The organism is Streptomyces sp. NPDC054872 (genome assembly GCF_053610705.1).
In genome coordinates this window covers 66446-93184 of sequence record NZ_JBSGYY010000020.1, presented here as the reverse complement: position 1 = coordinate 93184, position 26739 = coordinate 66446, and the positions used below count along the sequence as shown (strand labels likewise).

Genomic DNA, 26739 nt, shown 5'->3' with positions numbered 1-26739 from the left:
CGGTGGAGTTCGGATTCGGGCCGCGCGACGAGGAGTTCCGGGCGGAGGCGCGGGCGTGGCTCGGCGAGCACCTGACGGGGGTGTTCGCCGGGGCGGCGGGGCGTGGCGGGCCCGGCAGCGAACATGAGGGGTCGGCGGAAAGGCGCGCCTGGGAGCGGGAGTTGGGGCGGGGCGGGTGGATCGGCCTCGGGTGGGATGCGGAGGGGGGCGCCGGCTCTGCGGCCGGTTCGGGGTCGGGCCGTGGCGCGTACGGAAACCGGCTGGCGACGCTGACCCAGCAGGTCGTCTGGGCCGAGGAGTACGCGCGCGTGCGGGCGCCCGGACGCTACGGCCACATCGGCGAGAACCTGCTGGCCCCCACGCTCCTCGCCCATGGCACACAGGAGCAGCGGGACGAGTTCCTGCCGCCCATCGCGCGCGGCGAGGCGCTGTGGTGCCAGGGCTACAGCGAGCCGGGGGCCGGATCGGACCTGGCGGCGCTGCGGACCTCGGCGGTGCGGGACGGCGACGTGTACCGCGTCTCCGGGCAGAAGATCTGGACCTCCCTCGCGCACGAGGCGGACTGGTGTTTCGTGCTCGCGCGGACGGAGGCGGGATCCACCGGGCACCGGGGAATCTCCTTCCTGCTGGTCCCGATGGACCAGCCAGGCCGCGTCGAGGTGCGGCCCATACGGCAGTTGACGGGAACGAGCGAGTTCAACGAGGTCTTCTTCGACGGAGCGATCGCGCGTGCCTCGCACGTGGTGGGCGGCGCCGGCAACGGGTGGCGCGTCGCCATGGGCCTGCTCGGCTTCGAGCGAGGCGTCTCCACGCTCGTCCAACAGATCGGCTTCGCGGAGGAGCTGGTCGGCGTCGTCCGGGAGGCCGTCGCGAGCGGGGACGTCGAGGACCCCGTGCTGCGCGACCGGCTCGTACGGCAGTGGGCGGAATTGCGGGTCATGCGGTGGAACGCACTGCGTACGTTGGGGAGTTCGGGCCGCTCCGGTCCTGAAGCGGCGGCGGGCGCGCCGAGTGTGGCCAAGCTGCTGTGGGGCGGGTGGCATCAGCGCCTGGGGGAACTGGCCATGGCCGTGCGGGGGGCCGCGGGGGCGGTCGGCCCCGGGGACTGGAGCGAGAGCGCGCCCTACGAACTCGACGCGGCGCAGCGGCTCTTCCTCTTCACGCGGGCCGACACCATTTATGGCGGCTCGGACGAGATTCAGCGGAACATCATCGCCGAGCGTGTGCTCGGCCTGCCGAGGGAGTCGCGATGAGGGGTGTCGTTTTCGACAGGAGCAGGGCCGAGGGCAGCAGGGTCGAGGTCGTCGACGACCTGGAGATACGGGACCCGGGGCCGGGGGAGGTACTGGTCGCCGTCAAGGCCGCCGGCCTGTGCCATAGCGACCTCTCGGTGATCGACGGGACCATCCCCTTCCCCTCGCCGGTGGTGCTCGGGCACGAAGGCGCGGGGGTGGTGGAGGCGGTCGGCGCGGGGGTGACCCATGTGACGGCCGGTGACCACGTGGCCCTGTCGACCATCGCGAGCTGCGGGGCATGCGGGGAGTGCAACCGGGGGCGGCCGACCATGTGCCGGCGCGCGATCGGGATGCCCGACCAGCCGTTCTCGCGGGGCGGCGAGCCCATCCACCAGTTCGCGGCGAACTCCGCCTTCGCGGAACGCACGGTGGTGAAGGCCGTGCAGGCCGTGAAGATCCCGGAGGACATTCCGCTGACGTCGGCCGCGCTGATCGGTTGCGGGGTGGTGACGGGGGTCGGCGCCGCGCTCAACCGGGCGAAGGTCGACCGCGGGGACAGCGTCGTGGTGATCGGGACCGGTGGCATCGGCCTGAACGTGCTGCAGGGGGCAAGGATCGCCGGTGCGACACGGATCGTGGCCGTCGACGCGAACCCCGGGAAGGAGCCGGTGGCACGGCAGTTCGGCGCCACGCACTTCTTCTCGTCTGCGACGGCGGACGGCGTGAAGGAGCTGCTGCCGACGGGGGCGGACCACGTCTTCGAGTGCGTGGGCCGGGTCGAGCTGATCCGGCAGGCGATCGACCTCCTCGACCGGCACGGTCAGGCGATCCTGCTTGGCGTGCCACCGGCCACGGCCGAGGCGTCGTTCCTGGTGTCGTCCCTGTTCCTGGACAAGTCGATCCTGGGCTGCCGCTACGGCTCGGCCCGCCCGCAACGGGACTTCGCCCTGTACGCGGAGCTCTACCGGGAGGGCCGCCTGCTCCTCGACGAGCTGGTGACGGCGACGTACCCCGTGGAGGACTTCGCGAAGGCGGTGGGGGACGCGGAGGCGGGGCGGGTGGCGCGGGGGGTGCTGACGTTCTAGTCCCGGCGGGGTGACCGGCCGGGCGGGGGCCTCTTCCGGCCTCTTCCGGTGAGTGGCCCCAGGTCAGCGCACAGGGCCGGCGTGCACGCCGTCGCGGAACGTGCGGCGGTATGCCGTCGGGGTGACACCCAGGGCCGCCTGCAGGTGCGCCCGCATCGACTGCGCCGTGCCGAAGCCCGCGTCCCGCGCGATCCGGTCCACGGAGAGGTCGCTCGACTCCAGGAGATGGCGGGCCCGCTCGACCCGCTGCTGCGCGAGCCACTGTCCGGGGCTGATGCCCACCTCCTCGCGGAAACGGCGCGTGAAGGTGCGTACGGACATGGACTCCTGGTCCGCCATGTCACGGAGCTGGATCGGCTCGTGGAGGCGGCCGATGGCCCACGCCCGCGCGGACGTCGTCGTCGCGAACTGCGGTTCGGGGACGGGGCGTTGGATGTACTGGGCCTGGCCACCGTCCCGGTGCGGCGGCACCACCGTACGGCGTGCGACGTCATTGGCGACCGACGTTCCGTGGTCGCCGCGCACGACATGGAGGCAGAGGTCGAGGCCCGCCGCCACCCCCGCCGAGGTGAGCACGTCCCCGTCGTCGATGAAGAGCACCTCCGGATCCACCGTGATCCGCGGGAAAAGACGCTGGAAGTGCTCCGCCGACGCCCAGTGCGTCGTCGCCGTGCGCCCGTCGAGATAGCCCGCCGCCGCCAGGACGTACCCGCCCGTGCAGATGGAGATCATGCGGGTGCCCGGCCGGATGTGGGCCAGGGCCGACGCCAGTTCGCCGGTCAGGCGGCCCTCCTCGTAGACCGGACCCAGTTCGTACGACGCGGGGATCACGACCGTGTCGGCCGTGGCCAGGGCCTGCGGGCCGTTCTCCACGAGGATCGAGAAGTCGGCGTCCGTGCGCACCGGGCCCGGCTCCCGGACGGAGGCGGTCACGACCTCGTACAGCAGCGCGCCGTCGGCGGTCCGCGCGCGGCCGAAGATCCGCTGCGGGATGCCGAACTCGAAGGGGATGACGCCGTCCAGGGCCAGGACCACCACACGATGGCGGGCGGTGGCGGGCACATCCGGGACGCCGGTCGCTGAGGTCATGGCCCGATCCTAGTCAATGCTGTCCTTCGGGCCACTCGTTCGGACCTGGACGCATCCGGATGCTGGTTGTCGTGACCCAGACAGACGTGAATCAGGCGGTGGAGCCGCCCCTGGAGGTGCCGGGGCGGCGCCGTATCCACCGGGCGTGGTGCGTCGCCGCCGTGACCTTCGTGACGATCATTGGCGCCGCCGCCTTCCGCTCCCTGCCGGGCCTGCTCATCGACCCGCTGCACGAAGAGTTCTCCTGGTCGCGCGGCACGATCGGCCTCGCGGTCTCCATCAACCTCGCGCTGTACGGACTCACCGCGCCGTTCGCCGCCGCGCTGATGGACCGCTTCGGCATCCGCAGGGTCGTCGCCGTCGCGCTCGTCGTGATCGCGCTCGGCTCCGGCCTCACCGTGTGGATGGAGCACGCCTGGCAACTGCTGCTGTGCTGGGGACTGCTCGTCGGGCTCGGCTCGGGGTCCATGGCGCTCGCCTTCGCCGCCACCGTCACCAACCGCTGGTTCACCACGCGGCGCGGACTCGTCACCGGCATCCTGACGGCCGCCTCCGCCTCCGGGCAGCTGATCTTCCTGCCGGTGCTCTCCTGGCTCGTGCAGACCCATGAGTGGCGGCCCGCCGCGGTGACCGTCGCCCTGGCCGCGCTCGCCGTCGTGCCGTTCGTCTGGCTGCTCCTGCGCGACCACCCGGCCGACGTGGGCCTGAAGCCGTACGGCTCCGAGGAGTTCGTGCCGAAGCCCCCGCCCGCCACGGGCGCCGCGCGACGGGCGGTCACCGTGCTGTTCAAGGCGGCCCGCACCGGGCCGTTCTGGCTGCTCGCGGGGACCTTCGCGATCTGCGGCGCCTCGACGAACGGCCTGATCCAGACGCACTTCATTCCTGCCGCGCACGACCACGGCATGCCGATCACGGCGGCCGCCTCACTGCTCGCCGTCATCGGCGTCTTCGACGTCGTGGGGACGATCGCCTCCGGCTGGCTCACGGACCGCTTCGACGCACGTCGGCTGCTTGCCGTGTACTACGCGCTGCGCGGGGTCTCGCTGCTCTTCCTGCCGCTGCTGCTCGACTCGGCCGTGCACCCACCGATGATCTTCTTCATCGTCTTCTACGGACTGGACTGGGTGGCCACCGTGCCGCCGACCCTGGCCCTGTGCCGCGAGCAGTACGGCGACGACAGCGCCATCGTCTTCGGCTGGGTGCTCGCCTCGCACCAGGTGGGAGCCGCGCTCGTGGCCGTCGTCGGCGGCGTCGTGCGCGACACCTTCGGGTCGTACGACGTGATGTGGATCGCCTCGGGGGCGTTGTGCGCGGCGGCGGCGCTGATGGCCCTGGTCATCCGCCGGGCCGGTGAAGAGAAGACCGTTACGTAGCGAGCGTGCCGAACTTGCCCCGGTGGAACAGGAGCGGTTCGCCGTCGTCGGCGGCCCCCAGGGCGTCCACCCTGCCGACCACGATCAGGTGGTCGCCCCCGGTGTGCACCGCCTGGATCGTGCAGTCGATCCAGGCCGGTACGCCGGCCAGCCGGGGCGAGCCGGTGACGGGCGCCGCGTCATACACGACCCCCGCGAACTTGTCGGCGCCGCTCACCGCGAAGCCGCGGCACAGGGCTCCCTGGTCGGCTCCCAGGATGTTGACGCAGAAGACGCCCGCGCGTGCGATGCGGGGCCACGTCGTCGACGTACGCGCGACCATGAAGGAGACCAGGGGCGGGTCGAGGGAGAGCGAGGAGAACGACTGGCAGGCGAACCCCGCCGGGCCTTCCTCCCCTTCGGATGCCGGTGCCGTGACAACGGTCACGCCGGTCGCGAAGTTCCCGAGCACCCGCCGGAACTCGCCCGCGCCGAGCGGCGCCCGCTCGTCGTCACCGACGGCCCGCAGCTGCGGGCGCGGGAGGGCTTCGACCGGGCCGGTGGCGGTCGGTGCTCCGACCGACCTGAGGTATCGGACGACGGTGGCCGCCATCCCCGCATGTCCCATCACACCAGCCATTGAAGCTGACGGGTCGTCAGATGGGAAGAGTGCGGGCTGCCTCATCGGCAATGCGAGAGTCTGCGTATCTTCAGCCCATGAGGTGGGGAGACACACGGGACGACGCGCGGGACCCCTGGGGCGGCGGAATGGCCGCGGCCAGTGCGGCGTGCGCCGCTCAGCTGCCCGCGGCCGGAGTGGTCGCCTTCGTGCTCTCCCTGGACAACGACAGCTACGGGGCAGACGAGGGTGGCGCCATCGGCCTGGTCTGTGTGGCCATCTTTCTGCCGCTGATCCTTCCGGTCCTCGGCCTGGTGCACGCGTGCGTGCAGGTCGTTCCGGCGACGGTCATCGGGCGGGCGGCGCGGCGGAAGGCCGGACGGGGCCCGGAGTGGGCCTGGGTGGTCGGCGCCCAACTGCTGCCGGGCGCGGGGTGGGGGCTCCTCTTCGTCGCTCTGGGCGGACCGTTCGTCGAACCGACGCTGTGGGGGGCGGCCGGCGGGGTGCTGCCCGCGCTGGCCCTCGCGTACTGGGAGAGGCGGGCGAGCGAGGGGCCCGTGCGGCTGCGCAGCATCTGGTTCCGGTCGGGGCTCGCGTCGGTGGGGCTGTGCGTGGTGCTCATGGCAGTGGCCGGCGTGGCTTCCGCCACGGGACTCATCAAGGGGTACGAGCCGCCGCGGCTCAGCGATGAGCAGCTCGCCGGGGTGTGGCGGGACGAGGGCGGCGACAGGGCCGTGCTGAGGCTGACGGCGGACGGGCGCGCCGAGCTCGCGGAGCTTCCGGCCGACGAGGAGGACGAGTCCGGCATCGTCGCCCCGGACGACGTCCTGGACGAGACGGGACTCTCGGGCTGCGAAGTGACCGGCACCTGGACGACCGGCGTCGACGAAACCGACGGCCGGCCCACGGTCGACATCGAGCTGGACGGTTGCCAGGGCTCGCAGGCCTGGTCGATCGGCGGCACGGAGGACGCCCCCGAGCTGTTCGTGACGTCCGGCGACCCGGACGCCCTCGAGATCGAGAAACTGGTGAAGGACTGAGGCCGCTCGGCTTCTGGTGGGCCGGAGGCAGCCTCAGCGCCCCTCGTAAGAAGGCGAACGCCGCTCCACGAAGCTGGTCACTCCCTCGTTCGCGTCCGTCGTCGTCATGTTGATCTCCTGGGCCGCCGCCTCCGCCGCGAAGGCGGTGGCGCGGTCCGATTCGAGGGACGCGTTGACCAGTTGCTTGGTCATGGCGAGGGCGCGGGTCGGTCCCGTGGCGAGGCGTTCCGCCCAGGCGCGCGCCGTCTTCTCCAGTTCGTCGGCCGGTACGACGCGATTGACGAGGCCGAGCCGTTCGGCGTCCGGGGCCGGCACGGAGTCCCCGAAGAACAGCAGCTCCTTGGCCCGTTGCGGGCCGATGAGGCGCGGCAGGAGATAGGCGCCGCCGCCGTCGGGCACCAGGCCCCGGCGCACGAACACCTCGATGAACTTGGCCTGTTCCGCGGCGATGACCAGGTCGCAGGCGAACGCGAGATGCGCGCCGATCCCGGCGGCGGTCCCGTTCACCGCGGCGATGACCGGCTTCTCGCAGTCCAGTACGGCGGCGATGAGGCGCTGTGCGCCCAGCCTGATCACGCGGGCCACGTCACCCGGGACGCGCTCGGCGCCACCGCCGGGAGCACCGCGCAGATCCGCCCCGGCGCAGAATCCCTTGCCGGTGGCGGTGATGACGACGGCTCGGACGCCGGGGTCGGCGGAGGCGTCCGCGAGGAGCGAGATGAGGCGTTCGCGCTGGTCCCAGGTGACGGCGTTCATGGCCTCCGGCCGGTTGAGCGTGATCCACGAGACGCCGTTGTCAGTGGCGTGGAGTACCAATGAGTCGAAGGGATCGGTTGGATCAGTTCCGGCTTCGGGGGAGGGTGTCATGGGGCTGCGTACTCCATTTCGCTGCGGGGTGTTCGGGCGGGTGCTCAGGCGGGTGTTCTGGCGGGTGGGCGACCGGGTCGTCGGGGGAGATTGGCCGCGATGCGACGCCCTGAGAACCCGCTCACCGGCAGACGGCCAAGGCGTCCAGGGCGACCGCCCCCTGCCCCCGGGGCAGCACCATCAGGGGGTTGATGTCCAGCTCCGCCAACTCGTCACCCAGCTCAAGAGCCATCCGCTGGACCCGGAGCACCACCTCGACGAGCGCGTCGACATCGACCGGCGGCCCCCCGCGGACCCCGTCCAGCAAGGGCCGCCCGCGCAGCTCGGACAGCATCGCGAGGGCCTGGTCCTCCCCGAAGGGCGGCACCCGCACGGCCACGTCCCGCAGCACCTCGACGAGGACACCCCCGAGCCCGACGGTCACCGTCGGCCCGAACAACTCGTCCTGCGTCACGCCCACCACCATCTCGACGCCCCGCTCCACCATCTGGCAGACCAGCACGCCGTCAAGCGCGATGCCTTCGTACCGGGCGATGTCGGTCAGGTCGCGGTAGGCGTCGCGTACCTGACTCGCCGAGGTCAGCCCGACCTTCACCAGGCCCAGGTCGCTCTTGTGGGCGAGCCGCGACCCGGACGCCTTCATCACCACCGGGTAGCCGACGAGCCCCGCCGCCCGCACGGCCGCCGCCGCGCTGGTCACCAACTGCTCGCGCGGTACGCGAATCCCGTACGCGCGCAGCAACTGCTTCGCCGCGTGCTCGCTCAACTGCTGGCCGGACCGCATCAGCGCCTGGGCCTTGCGGAAGGACGGCGACGCCGTGCGCGGGGCGTCGGCGAAGGGGGAGCGGTAGCGGGTCGTGAAGCGGTGGTGGTCGAGATAGGCCCGCACCGCCGTGATGCAGTTGGCGAACGTACGGAAGGTGGCGACGCGGGACGAGCCGAGCAGCGTCGTGCGGTAGGCCTCCTCCGTGCCCACGGGCGAGCCCCACACCACGCACACCAGCTTGTCCGTCTGCTCCGCCGCGTCCACCAGATCCTGCGCCAGTTTGTCGCTCATGGGCGGGAAGGGCCCGGTGATGGGGCAGATCAGCACCCCCACCTCCGGATCGTCCAGGATCGCGTCGATGATCTTCCGGCCGCGCCAGTCGCCCACCGGGTGCCCGCCGTTGTCGACGGGGTTGGCGACGTTCAGGTAGTCGGGTATCCACTGGTGCAGCTCCGCCTGCTTGGCGTCCGAGAGCGGCGGGAGCCGCAGCCCCGCCTCGGTCGCCAGGTCCGAGAAGTGCGCGCCCGTGCCGCCCGAGATCGAATACACGACGACGCCCTCGGCCTTGGGAGGCCTCGCGCGCGCCAACAGGGCGGACGTGTCCTGGAGTTCGTCGAGACCGTCCACGCGGATCACGCCGTACTGCCGCATCGCCGCGTCGACGACCGTGTCGGCGCCGGTGAGCTTGCCGGTATGTGAGGCGGCCATGCGGGCGCCGGTCTCGGTGCGGCCGACCTTGACCGCGACGACGGGCACGCCGCGCTGGGCGGCGCGGTCGGCGGCGAGCAGGAAGGAGCGGCCGTCCTTGAGCCCCTCGACGTAGCAGGCGATGGCCCCGACCTCGGGGCGTTCGGCGAAGTAGGAGATGAAGTCGGAGGTCTCCAGGTCGGCTTCGTTCCCGGTGGGCGCCCAGTGCGAGAGGCGTACGCCGATCTCCTGCATCGCGAAGACGGGGCGCCCTTGGTGGCCGGACTGGGTGATCAGGGCGATGGCGGGGCCTTCGAGGTCGTCGCGGAACTTCTCGAAGGCGTTGAGGTTGGTGTTGGGCCCGAGCAGCCGCAGGCCCGAGCGCTCCACGGCGGCGGCCAGGCGGGCCTGGGCGGCCGCGCCTTCCTCGCCGGTCTCCGCGAAGCCGGAGGCGAAGGCGACGGCGAACTTCACCTTGGACTCGGCGAGTTCCTCGATCACCGGAAGGGGGTCACTGACGAGGAGTACGGCCAGATCGACCTGTTCCGGCAGGTCGGCGACGGAGGGGAAACAGGGGGTGCCGAAGACGGACTGCCGGGTGGGATGCACGGGGTGCAGCCGGGCGCCGCACCGCTCGGCCCAGTCCATGAGTTGGCGCGTGATGCCGGTGTTCGGCCGTCCTTCGGCGTCCGACGCGCCGATGACGGCGACGGACTCGGGCCGGAAGAACCGGTCCAGATCCGGGATGTCGGCGTGCAGGGGGCGTCCGCTGACGTCCAGGTCGTCCGCCGTGGCGGCGTGTCCGTGGACGGCGGGTGCCGGGGCTTCGCCGCAGGCCACAACACGCGCGCGGCGGGGGTCGGTGGTGAAGGTGCCGTAAGTCGATCCAAGCATCGGTCCGCCCGCTCCTGTGGGAAAGGAAGTCAACTGACGCATAGTCAGATTACTGAACTGACGCTGTGTCAGGAACAGGGCTGCATGCAAAGAGTGGGGCGGCCCTTTAGCGGTACCCAGGTGCCCCGGGGGGATACTCCCCCTCCTGGGGGCGGGCTTCCGGGAGGGGGCAATACCGGCCAACGGGGCGCCCGCGGAAGGCCGTGGGGCCTCTGGGGGCGCCGTCGTGGCTGGTCGCGCAGTTCCTCGCGCCCCTTTTGAGGCGCCGAGTGTCCGTCGGGTGTCTGCGGCGCCGGGGGCGGCTGATCGCGCAGCTCCTCGCGCCCCTTTCGGGGCGCTTCCGCTCAGTGTCTCGCCACCGCCTTCGCGATCTTCTCGGCGTCCCTCGCCATCTCCCGCAGCATTCCGCTGATGGGGTTCGTGAAGCCGGTGAAGTACAGGCCGGGGGCCGACTTCGAGGTGCGGGCGCCGCGGACCAGCGGGGCACCCTTCTCGTCGAGTACGCCGAGGTCGCCGAGGAGCGGTTCGAGGGCGCGGCGATATCCCGTGGCCGCGATGACCGCCTCGGGGCCGATCCGCGTACCGTCGGCAAGGACGACCTTGCCGTCCTCGAAGGAGTCGAGCGCGGCGACCGGTTCGACCTTGCCCTTGCGCACCGCGTCGATCAGGCCCACGTCCTGGACCGGGATCGCGCCCTCCTTCACGCGGGAGTACAGGCCCGAGTCGGGGCGGGGCAGCCCCTTCGTGGACAGGTCGGGGACGCTCACCTTCGCGATCGGGCCCGCGAGCCGGTCCACGAGCGGGACGGGAAGCCTGCGGCACAGGATGCCGGTGCGCTGCGCGGGCCAGCCCATCGTGGATCGGCGCACGATGTGCGGCGCGGTGCGCACGGCGAGACGGACGCGGGCCGCGCCGCCCGCGACGAGGTCGACGGCGATCTCGGCGCCGGTGTTGCCGACGCCCACGACCAGGACGTCCTTGCCCGCGTAAGGGGCGGGGTCGCGGTAGGCGCTCGCGTGCACGAGCTCGCCCGTGTACGTGTCGCGGCCGGGCCAGTCCGGTACGTGGGGCGTGTGGTTGTACCCGGTGGCGATCACCACCGCGCTGCCGGTCAGCTCGCGTCCGCCGGTGGCGTGCAGCAGCCAGCCGTTGCCGTCGGCCGCCCGCTCCAGGCGGGACACCTCGACGCCGGTGACGATCTCCAGCTCGTGGAACTCCGCGTACTTCTCCAGGTAGCGCAGGACGTTGTCACGTGACACCCAGCGTCCGAAGGAACGGGGTATCGCGAGGCCGGGCAGGGCGGAGAGGCGGCGCGTCGTGTGCAGGTGCAGTCGGTCGTAGTGCCTGCGCCACGAGGCGCCGACCCGGTCGGACTTCTCGAGCACGACCGCGCGTACGCCGCGGGCACGCAGCGCGGCCGCGACGGAGAGTCCGCCGGGTCCGCCGCCGACGACGTACACAGGGCGGTCTTGCTGTGGCGCTTGTGGGGGAGTGGTGTCGGCCATGAATCTGAGAGTAATCACGTGGTCACTTGATGGGGGACGGTCAAGCCCCAAACCGGTTGCGAATTGATCACGGGTATGCGCGGCGCGCCCTGCGTCCACGGGTCGCGTGGCACGTCGGCGGGCCCGCGCGGAGTACGCCCTCTTGCGTACGCCCCTTGCGCACGCGACGGGCATGCGCTGAACTGACGTACCGTCAGAAGCGTGAACTGACGTGCCGTCAGGGGGGGCGCGCAGTCGTCCCGCCAGGGACCGGTACCGCCCCCCCGCCAGAGACCCGTAACGGACTGGGAGAAGCCGCCGCATGGACACGATCTGGCTCACCGGCGCCGAATGGCTCGCCGTGCTGCGCATAGGCCTCGGCCTGTGGTGGCTGGAGAGCTGGCGGCACAAGGACAAGAAGGGCTGGTTCGAGCGGGGCACGGGGATCGCGTGGGCGGCAGATGTCGCCCAGAAGCACAAGTGGAACGCGGTCCGCAGCGGCTTCTCGACGGTGGTCGCGCCCCGCCCCAAGACCATGGCGTACGTCGTCGTGTACGCCGAACTCGCCCTGGGACTCGGCCTGGTCGTCGGTTTCCTGACCCCTGTCGCGCTCATCGGGGGCCTGCTGCTCAATCTCCTCTACCTCGTCCTCATGATCCATGACTGGGCCGAGCAGGGGCAGAACGCGATGATGGCGCTGATCTCGCTCGTCGCGCTGTTCGCCATGTCCTGGCAGACGTGGTCGCTGGACAACGCGCTGGGGCTGTTCCTGTGAGCGCCCCGGCCTCGCGCCCGGTCCGGGCCCCGCGCTTCGACCGTCCCGAGCCCGACGCGTTCACCCGCCCCTACTGGGACGCGGCGGCCGAGGGGCAGCTCCTGATCCGCCGCTGCGGAGGGTGCGGCAAGGCGCACCACTATCCGCGGGAGTTCTGCCCGCACTGCTGGAGCGAGGACGTCACCTGGGAGCGTGCGAGCGGCGCCGCCACGCTCTACACCTGGTCCGTGGTGCACCGGAACGACCTGCCACCGTTCGGCTCCCGCGTCCCGTACGTGGCCGCCGTCGTCGACCTCGCCGAGGGCCCACGCATGATGACGGAGATAGTCGACTGCGGGGAGGACGAGCTGCGGATCGGGATGCCGCTTGAGGTCGCGTTCCGGGGGGCGGGGAGGGAGGAGGGGGGCGAGGAGGTTACGGTGCCGGTGTTTCGGCGGGGGGTGTGAGGCCGGCGGGAGCCGTAGAGGGGGCTGAGCGGGCTCGCGCTGCGCGGCGCGTGTTCGGTGGCTTGTGCTGCGCACGGTGTGCTGGGTAAGCCGTACTTCGCACCCCGCCTTGCGCACCCCGTACTCCGCAGCTTGTGCTGCGTCCGGGTGTTCGGCGGCCTGTGCTGTGCGCCGCGTGCTGGGTAGCCCGCGTCCCGTACTCCGCAGCTTGTGCTGCGTCCGGGTGTTCCGTGGCCCGTGCTGCGTAGCCCGTACTCTGCGGCCCGTGCTGTGACCGCGTGTTCCGTGGCCGTTGCCGCGTAGCCCGTACGCCCCAGCCTGTGCTGCGACCGCAAGTTCCGCGGCCCGTGCTGCGTAGCCCGCAACCCTCGTCCGTGCCGCCCACCGCGTGTTCCCCCCTGTACTTCGCGGCCCGTGCTGCCACCACGTGCCGCCTAGCCCGTACTCCGCCCCCCCGGTACTCCGCCCCCCCGGGTACTCCGCCCCCCCCGCACCCCGTAAACCGCTTCTCCCGGCGCCCCGGTGCGGGGGATCATGGCCCATGGCCTTCTCTCCCTCTCCCGGCTGGCAGTTGACCTCTGACCTTGGCGAATTTCTCTCCCGCGCTGGTGCCTTTCTGTACTCGGCGCCCGCCCTGCACACCGCGCTGCTCAGCGTCACCGACACGCTGCGGGTGCGCGGGCCGCATGTGTACGGGACGGAAGACCCCCTCTTCGGAATCCGCACGGGTGCCGGGGGCGAGAGCGGCAGGACCGGGCAGGTGACCGGTGCCTTCGTGTGGACCCCGCCCCACTTCCTTGCCCTGAGCCCCCTGCCCGACGAAGCCGCCGCCGAAGAGCTCGCGGGGGTGCTCGCGGACGCGGGACTCGAACCTGCCGGGGTCGGGGCCGAGAGCGTCACGGCGGCCACGTTCGCGTCGGCCTGGCAGCGCCGGACGGAGGCCACCGCCGCCGTCAGCTACCCCCAGCGGCTGTACCGCCTGGGCACCCTGACCCCGCCCGAGCCCGCACCGGCCGGCGGCGCGCGTATCGCGGGCGACGCCGACCGGGCGCTGCTCGTGCGCTGGCACGGGGAGTTCAATGAGGCCCTCGGGGAGAAGGGCGCGAGGGGCGCCGGCGAGTGGGCCGACGCTCGCATCGCCTACGGGGGCGTCACCCTCTGGGAGAGCCCCGACGGCACCCCTGTCGCTATGGCGGGCAACACCCGCCGGGTCGCGGGCCAGGTCCGGGTCGCCCCCGTCTACACCCCCGCCCACCTGCGCGGGCGTGGCTACGCGGGCGCGGTCACCGCCGAGGTGAGCCGTGCCGCGCTGGCGGCGGGCGCGGCCGAGGTGCTGCTCTTCACCGACGCCGACAACCCCACGAGCAACGAGCTGTATCAGCGTCTCGGCTACCGCCCGGTCCGGGACTTCACGCAGTACAGCTTCATGTACGGCTCCACGCGCTGACCCCTCCGGCCCTCACCCGCCGGTCCGGCCTTCACCCGAGCGGTGACCCCCACCCGATCCCCATCCGATCCCCACTCGACCCCCGCCCCTCAAGGCCAGAGCAGTTCCTTGATCCACCCTGCGTCCTCGGCCCCGCCCGTCCCCCTCCGGTACCGCAGCCGCACGTGCCGTCGGCGTGCGTCGCCCTGGAAGAACTCGACCTCCGTCGGGTCGAGCACGTAGAGCGTCCAGCTCGGTGCCGGTGCGTCCGGTTCCGCCCGTGCGCGCTCCCAGGCGGCCTGGCTCACGGTCGTCAACTCCTCGTACGACGGCAGTACTTCGCTCTGCCTGCCGACCAGGGCCGAGGCCAGCGCCCCCGTCGACCGGTGCGCGAGGTCGGCGCGGCTCGCCTCCGGGCCCGCCGCCGTGACGTGGCCGCGCACCCGGACCTGGCGGCCCTGCGCGGGCCAGTAGAAGCCGAGCGCCGCCTCCGGGTGCGCGGCGAGCTGGCGGCCCTTCGCGCTGCCCGCGTGCGAGCCGAAGTGCCAGCCGGCCTCGTCTGCGTCGTGCAGCATCAGCGTCCGCACGTCCGGGCGGCCCGACTCGTCGACCGTCGCCAGGCTCATGGTGTGCGGCTCCACCTGCCCCGCGCCCGCCACGTCCGTGAACCACTGCCAGAACAGGGGCAGCGGCCGGTCGGGGGCGGCCTCCAGGTCGAACGGGGGCAGGTCGGTGTCCCAGACGCGGAGCGAGCGCAGGAGGGCCCGGCCACGGGCAGGCGCGTCGGCCCGGTCGTCGGCCCGGATCTCGGCCGGGGTCTCGGTGTCGTCCATCCGGCGAATCTACGGGAGCGTGCCCCGCAGCTGCGCGAACCCTCGCCGCTTCGGGCCGGGGCGAAGGCTCCGCGTCACACAACTCCCCTTTGTCCAAGGCTACTTGGACTTTCCTTCGCCAATCTCACGAAGGCGTTGCGCGCCTGCCCCTTCTTCAACAGGATCCTCCTGCGTCACTTCCACCGCCTTGACCGTTCGGGAAGCTCGGGAAGGAAGAACACCATGCGCAAGTTCGCAGCACTTCTGACCACAGGCGCCGCAGCCGCCGCTCTGGTCGGCCTGGGGGCCACCGGTGCGCAGGCCCAGGCCGAGGCCTGGACCTACATCGCCACGTACTCGAGCCAGAGCAAGTGCATCGACGCCGGGCAGCAGTACGTCCGCGAGGGCTTCAACAACTACAGGTGCGACCCGAAGCCCGGCGGCACCGGCTACTACAAGCTGTACGTCTCCTAGGGAGGGCCGGCAGCGGGGCCAGGGGCGGCGGACGCCGCCCCGGCAGGCCTCACCGGCCGAGGACCACCGTCCCCGACGAGCAGAACCACCCGCCCGTCCCCGACGCCACCGCCACCTCCGGCAGGCTTCCGCCCGCCTTGCGGACCTGGCGGCCGTCGCCCGCCTCGCCGCGCAGCTGCCGTACCGCCTCCACCAGCAAGAACAGGCCTCGCATCCCCGGATGCTGGGCCGCGAGACCGCCGCCGTCCGTGTTCGTCGGCAGCTCGCCGTCCCGCAGCAGACGGCCCTTCTCGACGAACGCGCCGCCCTCGCCCTTCGCACAGAACCCCAGGTCCTCAAGGGTCACCAGGGTCATGTAGGTGAAGGCGTCGTAGATCTCCGCCACGTCGACGTCCTGCGGGCGCACCCCGGCCCGTTCGAATGCCAGGCGGCCGCTCACCGCCGCCGGGGAGACGGTGAAGTCCTCCCACTCCGACATCGTCGTGTGCGAGACGTGCTCGCCGGTGCCGAGCACCCAGACCGGGGTGGAGGCGCAGTCGGCCACGTACTCCTCCGCCGCCAGGAGCACCGCGCAGCCGCCGTCGGACCGTATGCAGCAGTGCAGCTTGGTGAACGGGTCCGCGATCATCGGGCCGCCCAGGACGTCGTCGACCGTGATCGGGTCGCGGTACATCGCGTCGGGGTTCGTCGCCGCGTTCGCGCGCGCCTGGACCGCGACCGAGGCGAGCTGTTCGAGTGTCGTGCCGTACTCGTGCATGTGGCGGCGCGCGGCCATCGCGTACTTGGAGATCAGGGAGTGCCCGTACGGGACCTCGAACTGGAGGGGCCCGCGCGCGCCGAACGAGAGGTTCGACGTGCGCCGTTTCGCCTTGATGTCCGCCCTGGCCGTCGACCCGTACACGAGGAGTACGGCGTTGGCGCGCCCCGCAGCGATCGCGTCCGCCGCGTGGCCCGCCATGACCTCCCAGGTGGAGCCGCCGACGGAGGTGGAGTCGACCCAGCGCGGCTTCAGGCCCAGGTACTCGGCGACCTCGACCGGGGCGAGCGTGCCGAGGCCCGCCGACGCGATGCCGTCGATGACCTCGCGGCCGAGGCCCGAGTCGGCCAGGGCGCGGCGGGCCGCCTGGGCGTGCAGGGCGTAGGGGGTGGCCTCGTCGACGCGGCCGCAGTCGGAGAGGGATATGCCGACGACGGCCACCTTGCGCGGGCGGGTCGCCGCGCCCGCACCGGCCGTCGGCGGCACCGCACGTGGGCTTGGAGGGAGGGGAGTTGGCATGAATCTGACGGTACATCAGATCTGCGCGGCACCGGGAGGGTGTTACGTCCGTCGCGGCCCTGTGCATCTCGCGGGTGCCGCCTTAGCATGACGGCCCGTCAGATCCGGGTCGGCCCGCCCTCGTGCACGGCGCCGAGGGGCACGGCCGCGACCCGGGGGAGGAGCCCGCCGATGGACGCCGCCTTCACCGCGGAGCAGGAAGAAATCCGCCGCACCCTTCGTGAGCTCGTCACCAAACGCTGCGGCCCCGACGAGGTGAAGGCCGCTGTCCGCACCCCGGCAGGACACGACGCCGCCCTCTGGTCCGCGCTCGCCGAACAGCTCGGCCTGCCCGGCATCGCCGTCCCCGAGGCGTACGGGGGTGTGGGGTGCGGCTCGGCGGAGCTCGCCCTCGGCAGCGAGGAGCTGGGCCGCGCGCTGGCCCCCTCGCCCCTCTTCGCCACCGCCGCCCTCGTCGCCCCGCTCATCCAGCGCCTCGGCACCGACGGACAGCGGTCGGAGTTCCTGCCCCGCATCGCGACCGGCGGCCTCACCGCCGCGCTCGCCGTGCCCGGCGCAGGACTTGCCACCGCTCTCGGTCTGGTCGGCGACAACCTCGGCGACTGGTCGGGCGGCGGCCGTGCGGGCGGTGTGCAGGCCAAGCTCTCGGACGGCGCCTGGCGGCTCTACGGCCAGGCCGAGCAGGTCCTCGACGGGCACAGCGCGGGACTGCTCGTCGTGGCCGCGCACACGGGGGGCTTCGCCCGGTCCCGTACGCTCCTCTACCTCGTGCGCGAGGACGCCGCCGGACTCGTGCGCACCCGGCAGACCTCCCTAGACGAGACCCGGCCGCAGGCGCGCGTCGAACTGCGCGACGTGGAAGCCGAGTTGCTGGGCGCGGCCGACGACGCCGATGTGCCGGGCGCGCTCGCCGCCGTCGGTGACGTCGCCGCGACCGTGCTCGCCGCCGAGGCCGTGGGTGCGGCGGACCGTGCCCTTGAGCGGACCGTCGAATACGTCAAGCAGCGCGAGCAGTTCGGCCGGGCGATCGGCTCCTTCCAGGCGGTCAAGCACCGCCTCGCGGACGTGTACGTGCAGGTGCAGGCCGCCCGGTCGGCGGCGTACTACGCGGCGTGGGCCACGGCGGCGGCTCCCGGGGCAGGTCCCGGGGTGGACGCCGGGCAGGCGGGAGGTCGCGAGCAGGTGGGCGGCCTGGCTCTCGCGCAGTCGCTCGACGCGCTGCGGGCCGCCGCGTCGGAGGTCGTGCAGTTGCACGGCGGGATCGGGTTCACCTGGGAGCACGAGGCGCACCTGTACTTCAAGCGGGCGTCGAGCGACGAGCTCCTCTTCGGGCCCGTGCACCGGCTGCGGGCACGCGCGGCGGAACGGGCCGAGTTGTTCGCCGCGGCGGACGTGCCACCACCCGCCCCTTCGCAGCCGGCGGCGGCCGTCTGATGGCCCCCGGTCCGAAGACCCGCAGTGTGAGCGGCCGCGGCCTCCGGTTGATGCAGAAGTTGGTGCAGAAGGTGTCGTCCACCCGGACCTTCGCGAAGGTCGCCCCGCACGTCGTTCCCGCGATGGACCGCACGGTGCACCGCCTCACGCGCGGCAAGGTGCTGCTCAGCGCGACGATGCTGCCGGGGGTGATCCTGACGGTGCGCGGCGCCAAGAGCGGGCTGCCGCGGCGCACTCCGCTGGCCTGTATGCCGGAGGAGTCGGGGAGTTGGGTCCTGATCGGCTCCAACTTCGGGCGCCCGGGGCATCCCGCCTGGACCGGCAACCTCATCGCCCATCCGGATGCCGACGTCAACTGGCGGGGCGCGGACATTCCGGTCAAGGCGCGGCTGTTGGCGGGCGACGAACGTGCCGCGGCCTGGGAGGCGGCGCTGACGTTCTGGCCCCCGTACGCGACGTACCAGTCCCGGGTGGAGCGGGAGATCCGCCTGTTCCGTCTGGAGCGGCGCGCGGAGTAGGTGTGCGGGCCCTGGGGTGTAACACAGCGGCGGATCACTGGGAAACCGTGATCCGCCGCTGCGGTGACAGGACTTGAGATGTACTACTTCGTCGGCTTCTTTCCTGTCACGCCCAGATGCACCAACAGTGCGAGGTTCGGCTTCAGTTCGGCCTGCTTGACGCCCCAGGTCTGGAAACCCCGCTGATGCGAGGCGACCGCGGCGAGCATGGCGACCAGGGAGCCCGCCATCGCCGCCGGGTTCACGTCCTTGTCGACCTTGCCCTTGGCCTGCAGCTCCTTGACCGTGTCCGTAAGGGAGTTGTTGACCGAGTTCAGGATCTTCATGCGGATCTTGTAGAAGCGCTTGTCGCCCTCGGCGGCGCCCAGATCGACGACCCGGAGGATCGCGTCGTTCCTGCGCCAGAAGTCGAGGAAGCCGTCGACCAGCTCCTGTGCGGTCTGCCACCCCGCCTTGCCGACCCAGGAACGGCCGTCGAGGAGCTGGGTCAACTCGGCGCCCTCGGTGGCCATTTGTTCGGCGATCTCCAGGACGGCGCCCTCGACGTCCGGGAAGTACTGGTAGAAGGTCGCGGGTGAAGTCCCCGCCTTCCGGGCGACGTCGATGACTTTGACGTCCCGGTAGGGCGAGGAGCTGAGCATCTCGCTGAGGCAGTCGAGCAGCTTCTGACGCGTCGCCTGACCGCGCCGACCGGCCACGCGGCCGTCGACGGTACGTACCTGTCCTGTCATGCCGTCAGCTTACCGAGGGGTGATCGGAGCGCGATTCGGCCGAGTGCAAATGGGGTTGGGGGCCGTATTCCTTGCGTTTCCGTACGCCGGTCGGGCGCCGGTCGTGCGGGGGTGGGCGCCGGGTCGGGGGTCGGGCCGGACGTCGGTCCGGCATCGGGTCCGGCACCGGGTCCGGCACCGCTCGCGCGCGGGACGGAGGCCGAAAAATGAATAGATCACAAGTTCGATAAACCGTTCGAATCAAATGTCGCTCCCCTATCTCCTCCTTCTTGCGTCTTCTTTGTCCCACAACACCCCGATCCCGCCCCGGGTTCGCAACCACCGCCCCGGACAGGAAGAATCAGGGTGCGTGCCGCCGTAGCGGCTCGGTGGTGAGACGCTGCACGGGGCCGCTCATACGGCGCCCGGGTACGGGGAGGTGGCAGGGCAAGTGGTGGATCAGCTGACGCAGCACGATCCGAGGCGGATCGGCCCGTTCGAGGTGCTCGGCCGGCTCGGGGCCGGTGGCATGGGCCTTGTCTACCTCGCGCGCTCCGCGTCAGGGCGGCGCGTGGCGATCAAGACGGTCAGGACCGAGCTCGCCGAGGACCAGCTGTTCCGCGTCCGCTTCACGCGCGAGGTCGAGGCGGCTCGGGCGGTGTCCGGTTTCTACACGGCCGCCGTCGTCGACGCCGACCCGCGCGCGGCAGTGCCGTGGCTGGCCACCGCCTATGTGCCCGCTCCCTCGCTCGAAGAAATAGTGAATGAGCACGGGCCGCTGCCCACCCAGGCCGTGCGCTGGCTGGCGGCGGGCGTCGCCGAGGCCCTGGAGTCCATCCACGGCGCGGGCCTCGTCCACCGTGACCTCAAGCCGTCGAACGTCCTCGTGGTCGAGGACGGCCCGCGGGTGATCGACTTCGGCATCGCGTCCGGCGTCTCCAACACCCGCCTGACCATGACGAACGTCGCCGTGGGCACCCCCGCGTACATGTCACCCGAGCAGGCGAAGGACTCACGCAGCGTCACCGGCGCCAGCGACGTCTTCTCGCTCGGCTCGATGCTCGTCTTCGCCGCCACCGGGCACGCGCCCTTCCACGGGGCGAACCCCGTGGAGACCGTCTTCATGCTGCTCCGCGAGGGCCCTGACCTGGAGGGACTCCCGGACGAGCTGCGCCCGCTCATCGAGACGTGCATGCAGATGGAGGCGGTCCTGCGGCCGAGCCCCGCCGACCTCCAGGCCCAGCTCGCCCCGCACCTCTTCGCCTCCGAGAGCGAGGACGGCGACAGCGGCACGGCCTCCGCCTGGCTTCCGGAGCGGGCCGTCGCGCTCATCGAGTCCCGCCGCGGCGGACGTCCGCCCGCGCGGGCCGCGCTCGCCTCCTCCGGCCGGAGCGGCGGCCGCGGTGGCGCACCCGCCGTCGCGCCGCCCCCTCCGCGGCACGCGCCGCCGGTACCGCCCACGCAGCCGCCGCCCTTCGGCGGCGTGCCGGACGCCGGACCCGTGCACCTGGCCGGGGCGAAGGTGCCGATCGGCCCGGGACCGCGGGTGGCCGACGCCCGCGCCGCCGTGGGCGCCGTGCCCGCCGACACCGGGCTCGCCGCCTCCTGGTCGCGGTCCAAGGCCGCGGTGAACGGCGCCGACCCCGTGGTGCCCGCACCCGCCCCCGCGCCGGACGCGGGGGCCGCGTGGCGCCCGTGGCGCTTCCGGATGTCCAACGACGTGTGGGGGACGCCGGCCGTGGCGGGCAACCTGGTCTACGTCACGTCCTTCGAGGTCCACGCCCTGGACGTCGGCACGGGCCGCCGCAGCTTCAAGACGCGGGACGTCGCCTGGTCCATGGGCGTCGCCGACGGACGCATCCACGCCTCCGACGGCCCCACGCTCTACGCCCTGGACGGCGCCGACGGCACCGACCTGTGGCGCCTGAACACCGACGCCTGGGTGTACTCCCTGCAGGCCGACCGCGGCACCGTCGTCACCGGGACACGCGGCGGCGGCGTACAGGCCTGGGAGGCCGCCAACGGCGAGAAGCTCTGGGAGATCACCGGGGCCCAGACCGACTTCGAGACCCCCGAGGCCGGACCCGTCGTCCACGACGGCACGGTCTACGTCTGGCAGAACGCCCGCCTGCGCGCCCTGGAGGCCCGTACGGGCGACGAGCGCTGGTCGTACCCCATCGGGGACGCGGCCTCCTGCGGCGGCGTCCCGGTACGCCTCGCGCCCGCCCAGGACGGGTACGTGTACGTGTCCGCCGGCTCCCGGGTCCTCGCCATCGACGTGGCGGGCGGTCACGTCCGCTGGCACTTCGAGGCACCCGCCGCGTTCCTGTGTCCGCCCGCGTTCGCGCCGGGTCCCGCGGTCACCGGCGGTGGCGTGTACCTCGCGGACTACCTCGGCACCGTGTACGCCCTCGACGCCACGGACGGCCGCGACCGGTGGCGCATCGCCACGGAGTCCCGGGCGTCGATCGAGCCCGTGCTCGTCGCCGACGGCCATGTGCACGTGGGCAGCGGCAAGGGGCTCTACACCCTGGACGCGGTGACGGGCACGCCGAAGTGGCGTTTCCAGGCGGGCGGCGAGGTCGTCGGCACGCCCGTCGTGGCGGACCGGCGGATCCACTTCGGGTCGACGGACCACCTGCTGTACACGCTGAAGGCGGACGACGGCCGCCTGCGCTGGAAGCTGGCCACGGGCGGCGAGATCACCGGGGCGCCGGTGGTGCGGGACGGCGTGGTGTACGCGTGCAGCAAGGACCGCTGCGTGTATGCGCTGGACGCGGAGCGGGGGACGGGCACCGCGCGGCCCTAGACAGGTCCGCGTTCCGTGGGGTGCGGCCACCGCCTCGTGACGGCCGTCGCACCAGCTTCGGAAGGGGCTCCGGACGGCGGCCGTCCACTCGTGACGTTACGCCGAGTGCGTGAACCCTGCCACGCGGCGGACCGGACCCGCCTACCTGGTCCGGAAGCCGGAACCAGGCCCGTGCCCACGCCCACGCCCGCGCCCCGTGAAGAGTTCCGCCTGCCGCTCCGGGGGCAGGTTGCCGAGCGCGATGAGGTGCGGCGCCTGGGCCAGGGCCTGGGCGCGGGCCGCCTCCTTCGCCGCCCAGAGCGCGCGCACGGTCCCCTGCACCGGCTCGGTGGGGTACGAGGCGATGACCTCGGCCGCGCCGGTCGCAGCCGTCAACAGGTCATCGGGCGCGGTGACTTCGGAGACCAGGCCCACCTCGTACGCCCGCCGGGCCGAGATCCGCTCGGCCGTGCCCATCAGCGACATCCTGGCGACTTCGCCGGCCGGCATGCGCTGCGCCATCAGGATCGCCTCGTACGCGCTGACCATGCCGTAGGTGGTGTGCGGGTCGAAGAACGTGGCGTGCTCGGCGGCGACGACGAACTCCGCCTCGCCCAGGAGATAGAAGGCGCCACCGCACGCCATGCCGTTGACGGCGGCGATGACCGGCTTCCACAGGTCGTTGGCCTTGGGGCCGACGGTCAGGAGCGGGTCGTCCATCGAGTACGGGGAGCCGGGCTGCGCGACGGCGGTGTCCCGGTCGATGCCGGTGCAGAACGCCTTCTCCCCGGCTCCGGTCAGGACGATCGCCCGCACGGCGTCATCGAAGCGGAACTCCCGCCAGGTGGCGGCGAGTTGCCCGGCGGTGTCGAGATCGATGGCGTTGTGGCGGTCCGGGCGGTCGAGCGTGACGACCGCGACGCCCGATTCCTTGTCGAACGCGGTACGCAGGCTCATGGCCGCTCCAGGAGCCAGCGGGGCATCGCGATGCCGCCCACGTCGGTGAACGCGATCTGGACCTTCGCGCCGATGCGCAGGCGCTCGGGCTCGACGGAGTCCAGCGGGGCGTCCGGGGCGGCGACGAGGTTGCCGACGAGCCGGATGCGGGGGGCGTCGGCCAGCTCGACGATGATCGCGTTGTACGGGGCCTGTTCCGCGTAGGCGGGGAGCAGGGGCGGGTGCGGGCGGACGTAGGACCAGATGCGGCCGCGGCCGGTCATCCTGCGCCACTCGCTGTCGAAGGACTGGCAGTGCGGACAGCAGGGCCGGGGCGGGAACCTCAGCTCGTCACAGGCGGTGCAGGCCTGTATCCGGAGTTCGCCTCGGGCGGCGTACTCCCAGAAGGGGGCGCCGTCCTTGTCGATGGTGGGGGTCAGCAGGGGCTCGGTCGTTGTCGTCGCGTCTGCCATGTGATCGTCCTTGTCCGTCTGCGAGTGCGTTGTGGTTGCTCGCGCCACGCGGCGCAGCCGCATATCGATGCGGCCCCGCGCCCCTATGGGGCCCGCAGCAGTACCGCCGACGTCGGCACACCCTCGCCCGCGGTCACCAGGCAGGTGGCAGCGTTCGGCACCTGCGCCGTGCTCGTGCCCCGCAGCTGCTTCACGCCCTCGTTGATGAGGTTGAAGCCGTGGACGTACGCCTCGCTCAGGCCACCGCCGCCCGTGTTGATCGGCAGCCGTCCCCCGCTCTCCAGCGCGCCGCCCTCCGTGAACGCGCCGCCCTCGCCACGGCCGCAGAAGCCGTACCCCTCAAGGGACAGCGGGATCAGCGGGGTGAAGGCGTCGTAGATCTGCGCCACGTCCACGTCCTGGGGTGCGAAGTCCGCCTGCTTCCAGAGGTGCCGGGCCGCCGTCCACGCGGGGCCGGTGAGCGGATCGTCGTTCCAGTAGTTGACCATGCCGTGGTGCTGCGCGGGCAGTCCCTGGGCGACGGAGTGGACGTACACGGGCTTCTGCCGGCAGTCCCGTGCCCGCTCGGCGGAGACGATGACGCACGCCAACGCCCCGTCCGTCTCCAGGCAGTTGTCGAAGAGGCACAGCGGCTCGCTGATCCAGCGTGAGGACATGTACATCTCTCGGGTGAGCGGCCGTTCGTACATCATCGCGGCGGGGTTCTGGTTGGCCCGGTTCCTGCACGCGAGGGCGACGTTGAAGAGGTGGTCGCGGGTCGCCCCGTACTCGTGCATGTAGCGGCGGGCCAGCATCCCGATCTCGTCCGCGGGCCGGAGCAGTCCGAAGGGGCGTGTCCACTGTCCCGGGGTGGGGAGTTGGACGGCGGTGTTCTTCCAGGGACGCGGTCCGCTGCCCCGCTTCCTCGACCGCCATGCGATGCCCACGCTCGCCTGTCCGGTGGCGACGGCCGCCGCGAGGTGTGCGATGGTCGCGCAGGAACCGCCGCCGCCGTAACCGACCTTGCTGAAGAAGGTCACGTCACCGGCGCCGATCGCCTTGGCGACCTCGACCTCGTCCGTCTCCTCCATCGTGTACGAGGCGAAGGCGTCGACCTCGGACGGGGCGATGCCCGCGTCGTCAAGCGCGGCAACGATCGCCCGGCAGGCCAACGTCTTCTCGTCATCGGCCAGTTGTTTCGCGAAGGCGGTCTGTCCGATCCCGACTATCGCTGTAGCGTCTTTGAGTGAAGCCATGGGCAACGGCACCTCCGCGAGTGGCGAGGCTCCAGGGCTTCGCCATACGTCGTCCCGACTGCTGACAGCGCGTCAGGTTACAGCTAATCTGACGGATAGTCAGCTACTGCGGCGGAGGGGCTTGCGATGCGCGGCGACCTGGAGTGGGGCAGCATCCCGGGACTTGTCCGGGCGGCCGCCGAGCGGTACGGCGACCGGGAGGCGGTCGTCGAGGGCCGCACCCGCGTCACGTACACGGAACTCGGCCGACGCGTGGAACGGGCCGCCGCCGCGTGCATGGCCAACGGCGTCAACTCCGGTGACCGCGTGGCCGTCTGGGCCCCCAACACACTGGACTGGATCGTCTCCGCGCTGGGCGCCGTGTCGGCGGGCGCCGTCCTCGTCCCCCTCAACACCCGCTTCAAGGGCGCCGAGGCCTCCTACGTACTGCGACGCAGCCGCGCCAAGCTGCTCTTCGTGACCGGCACCTTCCTCGGCACTTCCTACGTCGCCTCACTGCGCCGCGCCACCCAGGAGGGCACGGGAGAGGGCCCACTGCCCGGCCTCCCGCACCTGGAGCAGGTGGTGGTCCTGTCCGACGACGCCCCCGAGGACTTCCGCACCTGGAAGGACTTCGTGGCCGCCGGCGACGGAGTGAGCGGCGGCGACGTACGAGAACGCGCCGAAAGCGTCGACGGAGCGACACCCTCGGACATCATCTACACCTCGGGCACCACAGGCCGCCCCAAAGGCGCCGTCATCACCCACGCCCAGACCCTGCGCTGCTACGACGTCTGGAGCGAACTCGCGGGCCTGCGAGAAGGCGACCGCTACCTCATCGTCAACCCCTTCTTCCACACCTTCGGCTACAAGGCCGGCATCATCGCCTGCCTGATGCGCGGCGCGACGATGATCCCGCAGCCGGTCTTCAACGTGGACACGGTGCTCGCCAACGTGGCGGCGGAACGCATCTCGGTCCTCCCGGGCCCGCCCACCCTCCACCAGTCCCTCCTCGACCACCCCGCCCGCGACCAGCACGACCTGTCCGCCCTGCGCCTGGTGGTGACGGGCGCGGCAGTGGTCCCCCTGCAACTGGTCGAGCGCCTGCGCACCGAACTGCACATCGCCACGGTCCTGACGGCCTACGGCCTCTCCGAGGCGAGCGGCATCGTCACCATGTGCCGCCAGGGAGACGCCGCACGCGTCATCGCCTCCACCTCGGGCCGCGCCATCCCCGACACGGAGGTACGCGTGGTGAGCCCCGGCGGCGAGGCACTCTCCCCCGGCCACCCGGGAGAGATCCTCGTACGCGGACACAACGTCATGCAGGGCTACTTCGAGGACCCGGCGGAGACGAAGAAGGCGCTCACACCGGACGGCTGGCTGCGGACGGGCGATGTGGGCGTCCTCGACGAGGCGGGCAACCTCCGCATCACGGACCGGATCAAGGACATGTTCATCGTCGGCGGCTTCAACGCCTACCCCGCCGAGATAGAGCAACTCATCGGCGTGCACCCGCAGGTCGCGGACGTGGCGGTGGTCGGCGTACCCGATTCGCGGCTCGGCGAGGTGGGCAAGGCGTACGTGGTGCGGCGGGCGGGGGCGGTCCTCACCTCCGACGACCTGATCGCGTGGTCACGCAGGGAGATGGCCAACTACAAGGTGCCCAGGGAGATCGAGTTCGTCACGGAACTGCCGAGGAACGCGAGCGGAAAAGTCCTGAAGCGTGAACTGCGGGGCATCCGCCCCTAGTTGTTGCTCAGTCGGCCCGCTCGGCGGCACTGCGCTCGACGCAGAACTCGTTGCCCTCCAGGTCGGCGAGCGTGACCCAGCCACGCCCGTCGGGCACCCGGTGGTCGCCCACGATCCTGGCCCCCAACTCCAGGAGCCGCTCCACCTCTTCATCGCGGGTGCGGTCCTGCGGCTGAAGATCGACATGCACGCGATTCTTGAGAGATTTACCCTCGGGCACGGTCACGAAGAGCAGGGTCATGCCCTCGGCCTCGACCAGGGCTTCCGGGTCGCCCGGGAAGTCCTCGTCGGAGATCTTCCCGCCGAGCACCTGCGCCCAGAAGGTCCCCTGACGGTAGGCGTCGGAACAGTCGAACGTGAGGTGGCGCACCAGAGAGGTCATGGGCGGCACTATCGGCGAGGGGGGCGGGGGCTGTCCATCGGGATTCCGGGCCTGGCGCCGGAGGCGGGGAAGGATGAGCCATTTGCCGGGTCGGCAAATTTCCTCGCGGGCGGGGAAGGGGCGAGCCCAGGATCATGAGGCCAGAGGCCAGAGGCCAGACGGCATACGGCATACGACACACGACACACGACACACGACACACGAC

The 26739-nt window shown here is 71.9% G+C and carries 24 protein-coding genes; 12 read left to right on the top strand and 12 right to left on the bottom strand.

The features are described 5' to 3' along the window. The first annotated feature begins 2 nt into the window (after positions 1-2). The gene (locus tag ACWGIH_RS24395) at positions 3-1253 is read left to right on the top strand and encodes an acyl-CoA dehydrogenase family protein (RefSeq protein ID WP_453446206.1); all 1251 of its coding nucleotides are present in this window, start codon (positions 3-5) and stop codon (positions 1251-1253) included. Then, positions 1250-2320, top strand: a complete 1071-nt coding sequence (locus ACWGIH_RS24390) for a Zn-dependent alcohol dehydrogenase (protein WP_453446207.1) — start codon at positions 1250-1252, stop codon at positions 2318-2320. Before ACWGIH_RS24395 ends, ACWGIH_RS24390 begins: the two co-directional genes overlap by 4 nt. A gap of 63 nt (positions 2321-2383) precedes the next feature. Here the strand turns inward: ACWGIH_RS24390 and ACWGIH_RS24385 are convergent, their stop codons facing one another. Then, positions 2384-3409: a GlxA family transcriptional regulator gene (locus tag ACWGIH_RS24385; protein ID WP_453446209.1), complete on the bottom strand. Its 1026-nt coding sequence runs from the start codon at positions 3407-3409 to the stop codon at positions 2384-2386. A gap of 59 nt (positions 3410-3468) precedes the next feature. Here ACWGIH_RS24385 and ACWGIH_RS24380 point away from each other — a divergent pair, with 59 nt between their 5' ends. After that, a complete protein-coding gene (locus ACWGIH_RS24380; RefSeq protein ID WP_453446210.1) occupies positions 3469-4782 on the top strand; it encodes an MFS transporter in 1314 nt (437 codons plus the stop codon). Here the strand turns inward: ACWGIH_RS24380 and ACWGIH_RS24375 are convergent. After that, a complete protein-coding gene (locus ACWGIH_RS24375) occupies positions 4775-5374 on the bottom strand; it encodes a flavin reductase family protein (protein ID WP_453446211.1) in 600 nt (199 codons plus the stop codon). The genes ACWGIH_RS24380 and ACWGIH_RS24375 overlap by 8 nt on opposite strands. A gap of 104 nt (positions 5375-5478) precedes the next feature. Between ACWGIH_RS24375 and ACWGIH_RS24370 the strand changes: the two genes are divergently transcribed. Then, positions 5479-6420 (top strand): hypothetical protein, encoded by a 942-nt coding sequence (locus ACWGIH_RS24370; RefSeq protein ID WP_453446213.1) that lies wholly within the window; start codon positions 5479-5481, stop codon positions 6418-6420. A gap of 33 nt (positions 6421-6453) precedes the next feature. Here the strand turns inward: ACWGIH_RS24370 and ACWGIH_RS24365 are convergent, their stop codons facing one another. The 3 genes from ACWGIH_RS24365 to ACWGIH_RS24355 form a co-directional block, all read right to left on the bottom strand. Further along, a complete protein-coding gene (locus ACWGIH_RS24365) occupies positions 6454-7287 on the bottom strand; it encodes an enoyl-CoA hydratase/isomerase family protein (RefSeq protein WP_453446215.1) in 834 nt (277 codons plus the stop codon). Between the two features lie 121 nt (positions 7288-7408). Then, a complete protein-coding gene (locus tag ACWGIH_RS24360) occupies positions 7409-9634 on the bottom strand; it encodes an acetate--CoA ligase family protein (RefSeq protein WP_453446216.1) in 2226 nt (741 codons plus the stop codon). Positions 9635-9978: 344 nt separating this feature from the next. Beyond that, positions 9979-11139: a flavin-containing monooxygenase gene (locus tag ACWGIH_RS24355; protein WP_453446218.1), complete on the bottom strand. Its 1161-nt coding sequence runs from the start codon at positions 11137-11139 to the stop codon at positions 9979-9981. A 301-nt stretch (positions 11140-11440) separates the two neighbouring features. On the opposite strand from ACWGIH_RS24355, the gene ACWGIH_RS24350 reads away from it, so the two are divergent. The 3 genes from ACWGIH_RS24350 to ACWGIH_RS24340 all read left to right on the top strand — a co-directional run bounded on the left by ACWGIH_RS24350 (position 11441) and on the right by ACWGIH_RS24340 (position 13786). Then, on the top strand, positions 11441-11893 hold the full coding sequence (locus ACWGIH_RS24350; protein WP_453446219.1) for a DoxX family protein: 453 nt from the start codon (positions 11441-11443) through the stop codon (positions 11891-11893). Then, positions 11890-12339, top strand: coding sequence for a Zn-ribbon domain-containing OB-fold protein (locus ACWGIH_RS24345; protein WP_453446221.1), 450 nt, complete (start codon positions 11890-11892; stop codon positions 12337-12339). The genes ACWGIH_RS24350 and ACWGIH_RS24345 overlap by 4 nt, the downstream gene beginning before the upstream one ends. A 541-nt stretch (positions 12340-12880) precedes the next feature. Next, complete coding sequence (locus tag ACWGIH_RS24340) at positions 12881-13786, top strand: GNAT family N-acetyltransferase (RefSeq protein ID WP_453446222.1); 906 nt, start codon at positions 12881-12883, stop codon at positions 13784-13786. An 89-nt stretch (positions 13787-13875) separates the two neighbouring features. Here ACWGIH_RS24340 and ACWGIH_RS24335 read toward each other — a convergent pair whose 3' ends face one another. Next, complete coding sequence (locus ACWGIH_RS24335; RefSeq protein WP_453446224.1) at positions 13876-14598, bottom strand: pyridoxine/pyridoxamine 5'-phosphate oxidase; 723 nt, start codon at positions 14596-14598, stop codon at positions 13876-13878. 222 nt (positions 14599-14820) lie between these two features. Here ACWGIH_RS24335 and ACWGIH_RS24330 point away from each other — a divergent pair, with 222 nt between their 5' ends. Next, positions 14821-15051, top strand: a complete 231-nt coding sequence (locus tag ACWGIH_RS24330; protein WP_451214757.1) for a hypothetical protein — start codon at positions 14821-14823, stop codon at positions 15049-15051. Positions 15052-15100: 49 nt separating this feature from the next. On the opposite strand, the gene ACWGIH_RS24325 is transcribed toward ACWGIH_RS24330, so the two are convergent. Next, positions 15101-16327 (bottom strand): thiolase C-terminal domain-containing protein, encoded by a 1227-nt coding sequence (locus ACWGIH_RS24325; RefSeq protein WP_453446226.1) that lies wholly within the window; start codon positions 16325-16327, stop codon positions 15101-15103. Between the two features lie 171 nt (positions 16328-16498). Here ACWGIH_RS24325 and ACWGIH_RS24320 point away from each other — a divergent pair, with 171 nt between their 5' ends. Both ACWGIH_RS24320 and ACWGIH_RS24315 read left to right on the top strand, forming a co-directional pair. Beyond that, on the top strand, positions 16499-17761 hold the full coding sequence (locus ACWGIH_RS24320) for an acyl-CoA dehydrogenase family protein (protein ID WP_453446228.1): 1263 nt from the start codon (positions 16499-16501) through the stop codon (positions 17759-17761). Between the two features lie 50 nt (positions 17762-17811). Continuing rightward, positions 17812-18279 (top strand): nitroreductase family deazaflavin-dependent oxidoreductase, encoded by a 468-nt coding sequence (locus tag ACWGIH_RS24315; RefSeq protein ID WP_453446230.1) that lies wholly within the window; start codon positions 17812-17814, stop codon positions 18277-18279. An 83-nt stretch (positions 18280-18362) separates the two neighbouring features. Here the strand turns inward: ACWGIH_RS24315 and ACWGIH_RS24310 are convergent, their stop codons facing one another. Continuing rightward, a complete protein-coding gene (locus ACWGIH_RS24310) occupies positions 18363-19010 on the bottom strand; it encodes a TetR family transcriptional regulator (protein ID WP_453446232.1) in 648 nt (215 codons plus the stop codon). A 430-nt stretch (positions 19011-19440) separates the two neighbouring features. On the opposite strand from ACWGIH_RS24310, the gene ACWGIH_RS24305 reads away from it, so the two are divergent. Continuing rightward, a complete protein-coding gene (locus tag ACWGIH_RS24305; RefSeq protein WP_453446234.1) occupies positions 19441-21798 on the top strand; it encodes an outer membrane protein assembly factor BamB family protein in 2358 nt (785 codons plus the stop codon). Positions 21799-21939: 141 nt separating this feature from the next. On the opposite strand, the gene ACWGIH_RS24300 is transcribed toward ACWGIH_RS24305, so the two are convergent. The 3 genes from ACWGIH_RS24300 to ACWGIH_RS24290 all read right to left on the bottom strand — a co-directional run bounded on the left by ACWGIH_RS24300 (position 21940) and on the right by ACWGIH_RS24290 (position 24421). Next, positions 21940-22734, bottom strand: coding sequence for an enoyl-CoA hydratase/isomerase family protein (locus ACWGIH_RS24300; RefSeq protein WP_453446236.1), 795 nt, complete (start codon positions 22732-22734; stop codon positions 21940-21942). Further along, positions 22731-23186: a Zn-ribbon domain-containing OB-fold protein gene (locus ACWGIH_RS24295; RefSeq protein WP_453446238.1), complete on the bottom strand. Its 456-nt coding sequence runs from the start codon at positions 23184-23186 to the stop codon at positions 22731-22733. Before ACWGIH_RS24295 ends, ACWGIH_RS24300 begins: the two co-directional genes overlap by 4 nt. Before the next feature lie 83 nt (positions 23187-23269). Beyond that, entirely contained in the window at positions 23270-24421 is a 1152-nt protein-coding gene (locus tag ACWGIH_RS24290; RefSeq protein ID WP_453446240.1) for a lipid-transfer protein, read from the bottom strand. Between the two features lie 126 nt (positions 24422-24547). Here ACWGIH_RS24290 and ACWGIH_RS24285 point away from each other — a divergent pair, with 126 nt between their 5' ends. Beyond that, complete coding sequence (locus ACWGIH_RS24285; RefSeq protein WP_453446241.1) at positions 24548-26152, top strand: FadD3 family acyl-CoA ligase; 1605 nt, start codon at positions 24548-24550, stop codon at positions 26150-26152. A gap of 7 nt (positions 26153-26159) precedes the next feature. Here the strand turns inward: ACWGIH_RS24285 and ACWGIH_RS24280 are convergent, their stop codons facing one another. Continuing rightward, positions 26160-26534 carry a VOC family protein gene (locus ACWGIH_RS24280; protein WP_453446243.1) on the bottom strand — a complete coding sequence of 125 codons (375 nt, stop codon included), beginning with the start codon at positions 26532-26534 and terminating at the stop codon, positions 26160-26162. Between the last annotated feature and the right edge of the window lie 205 nt (positions 26535-26739).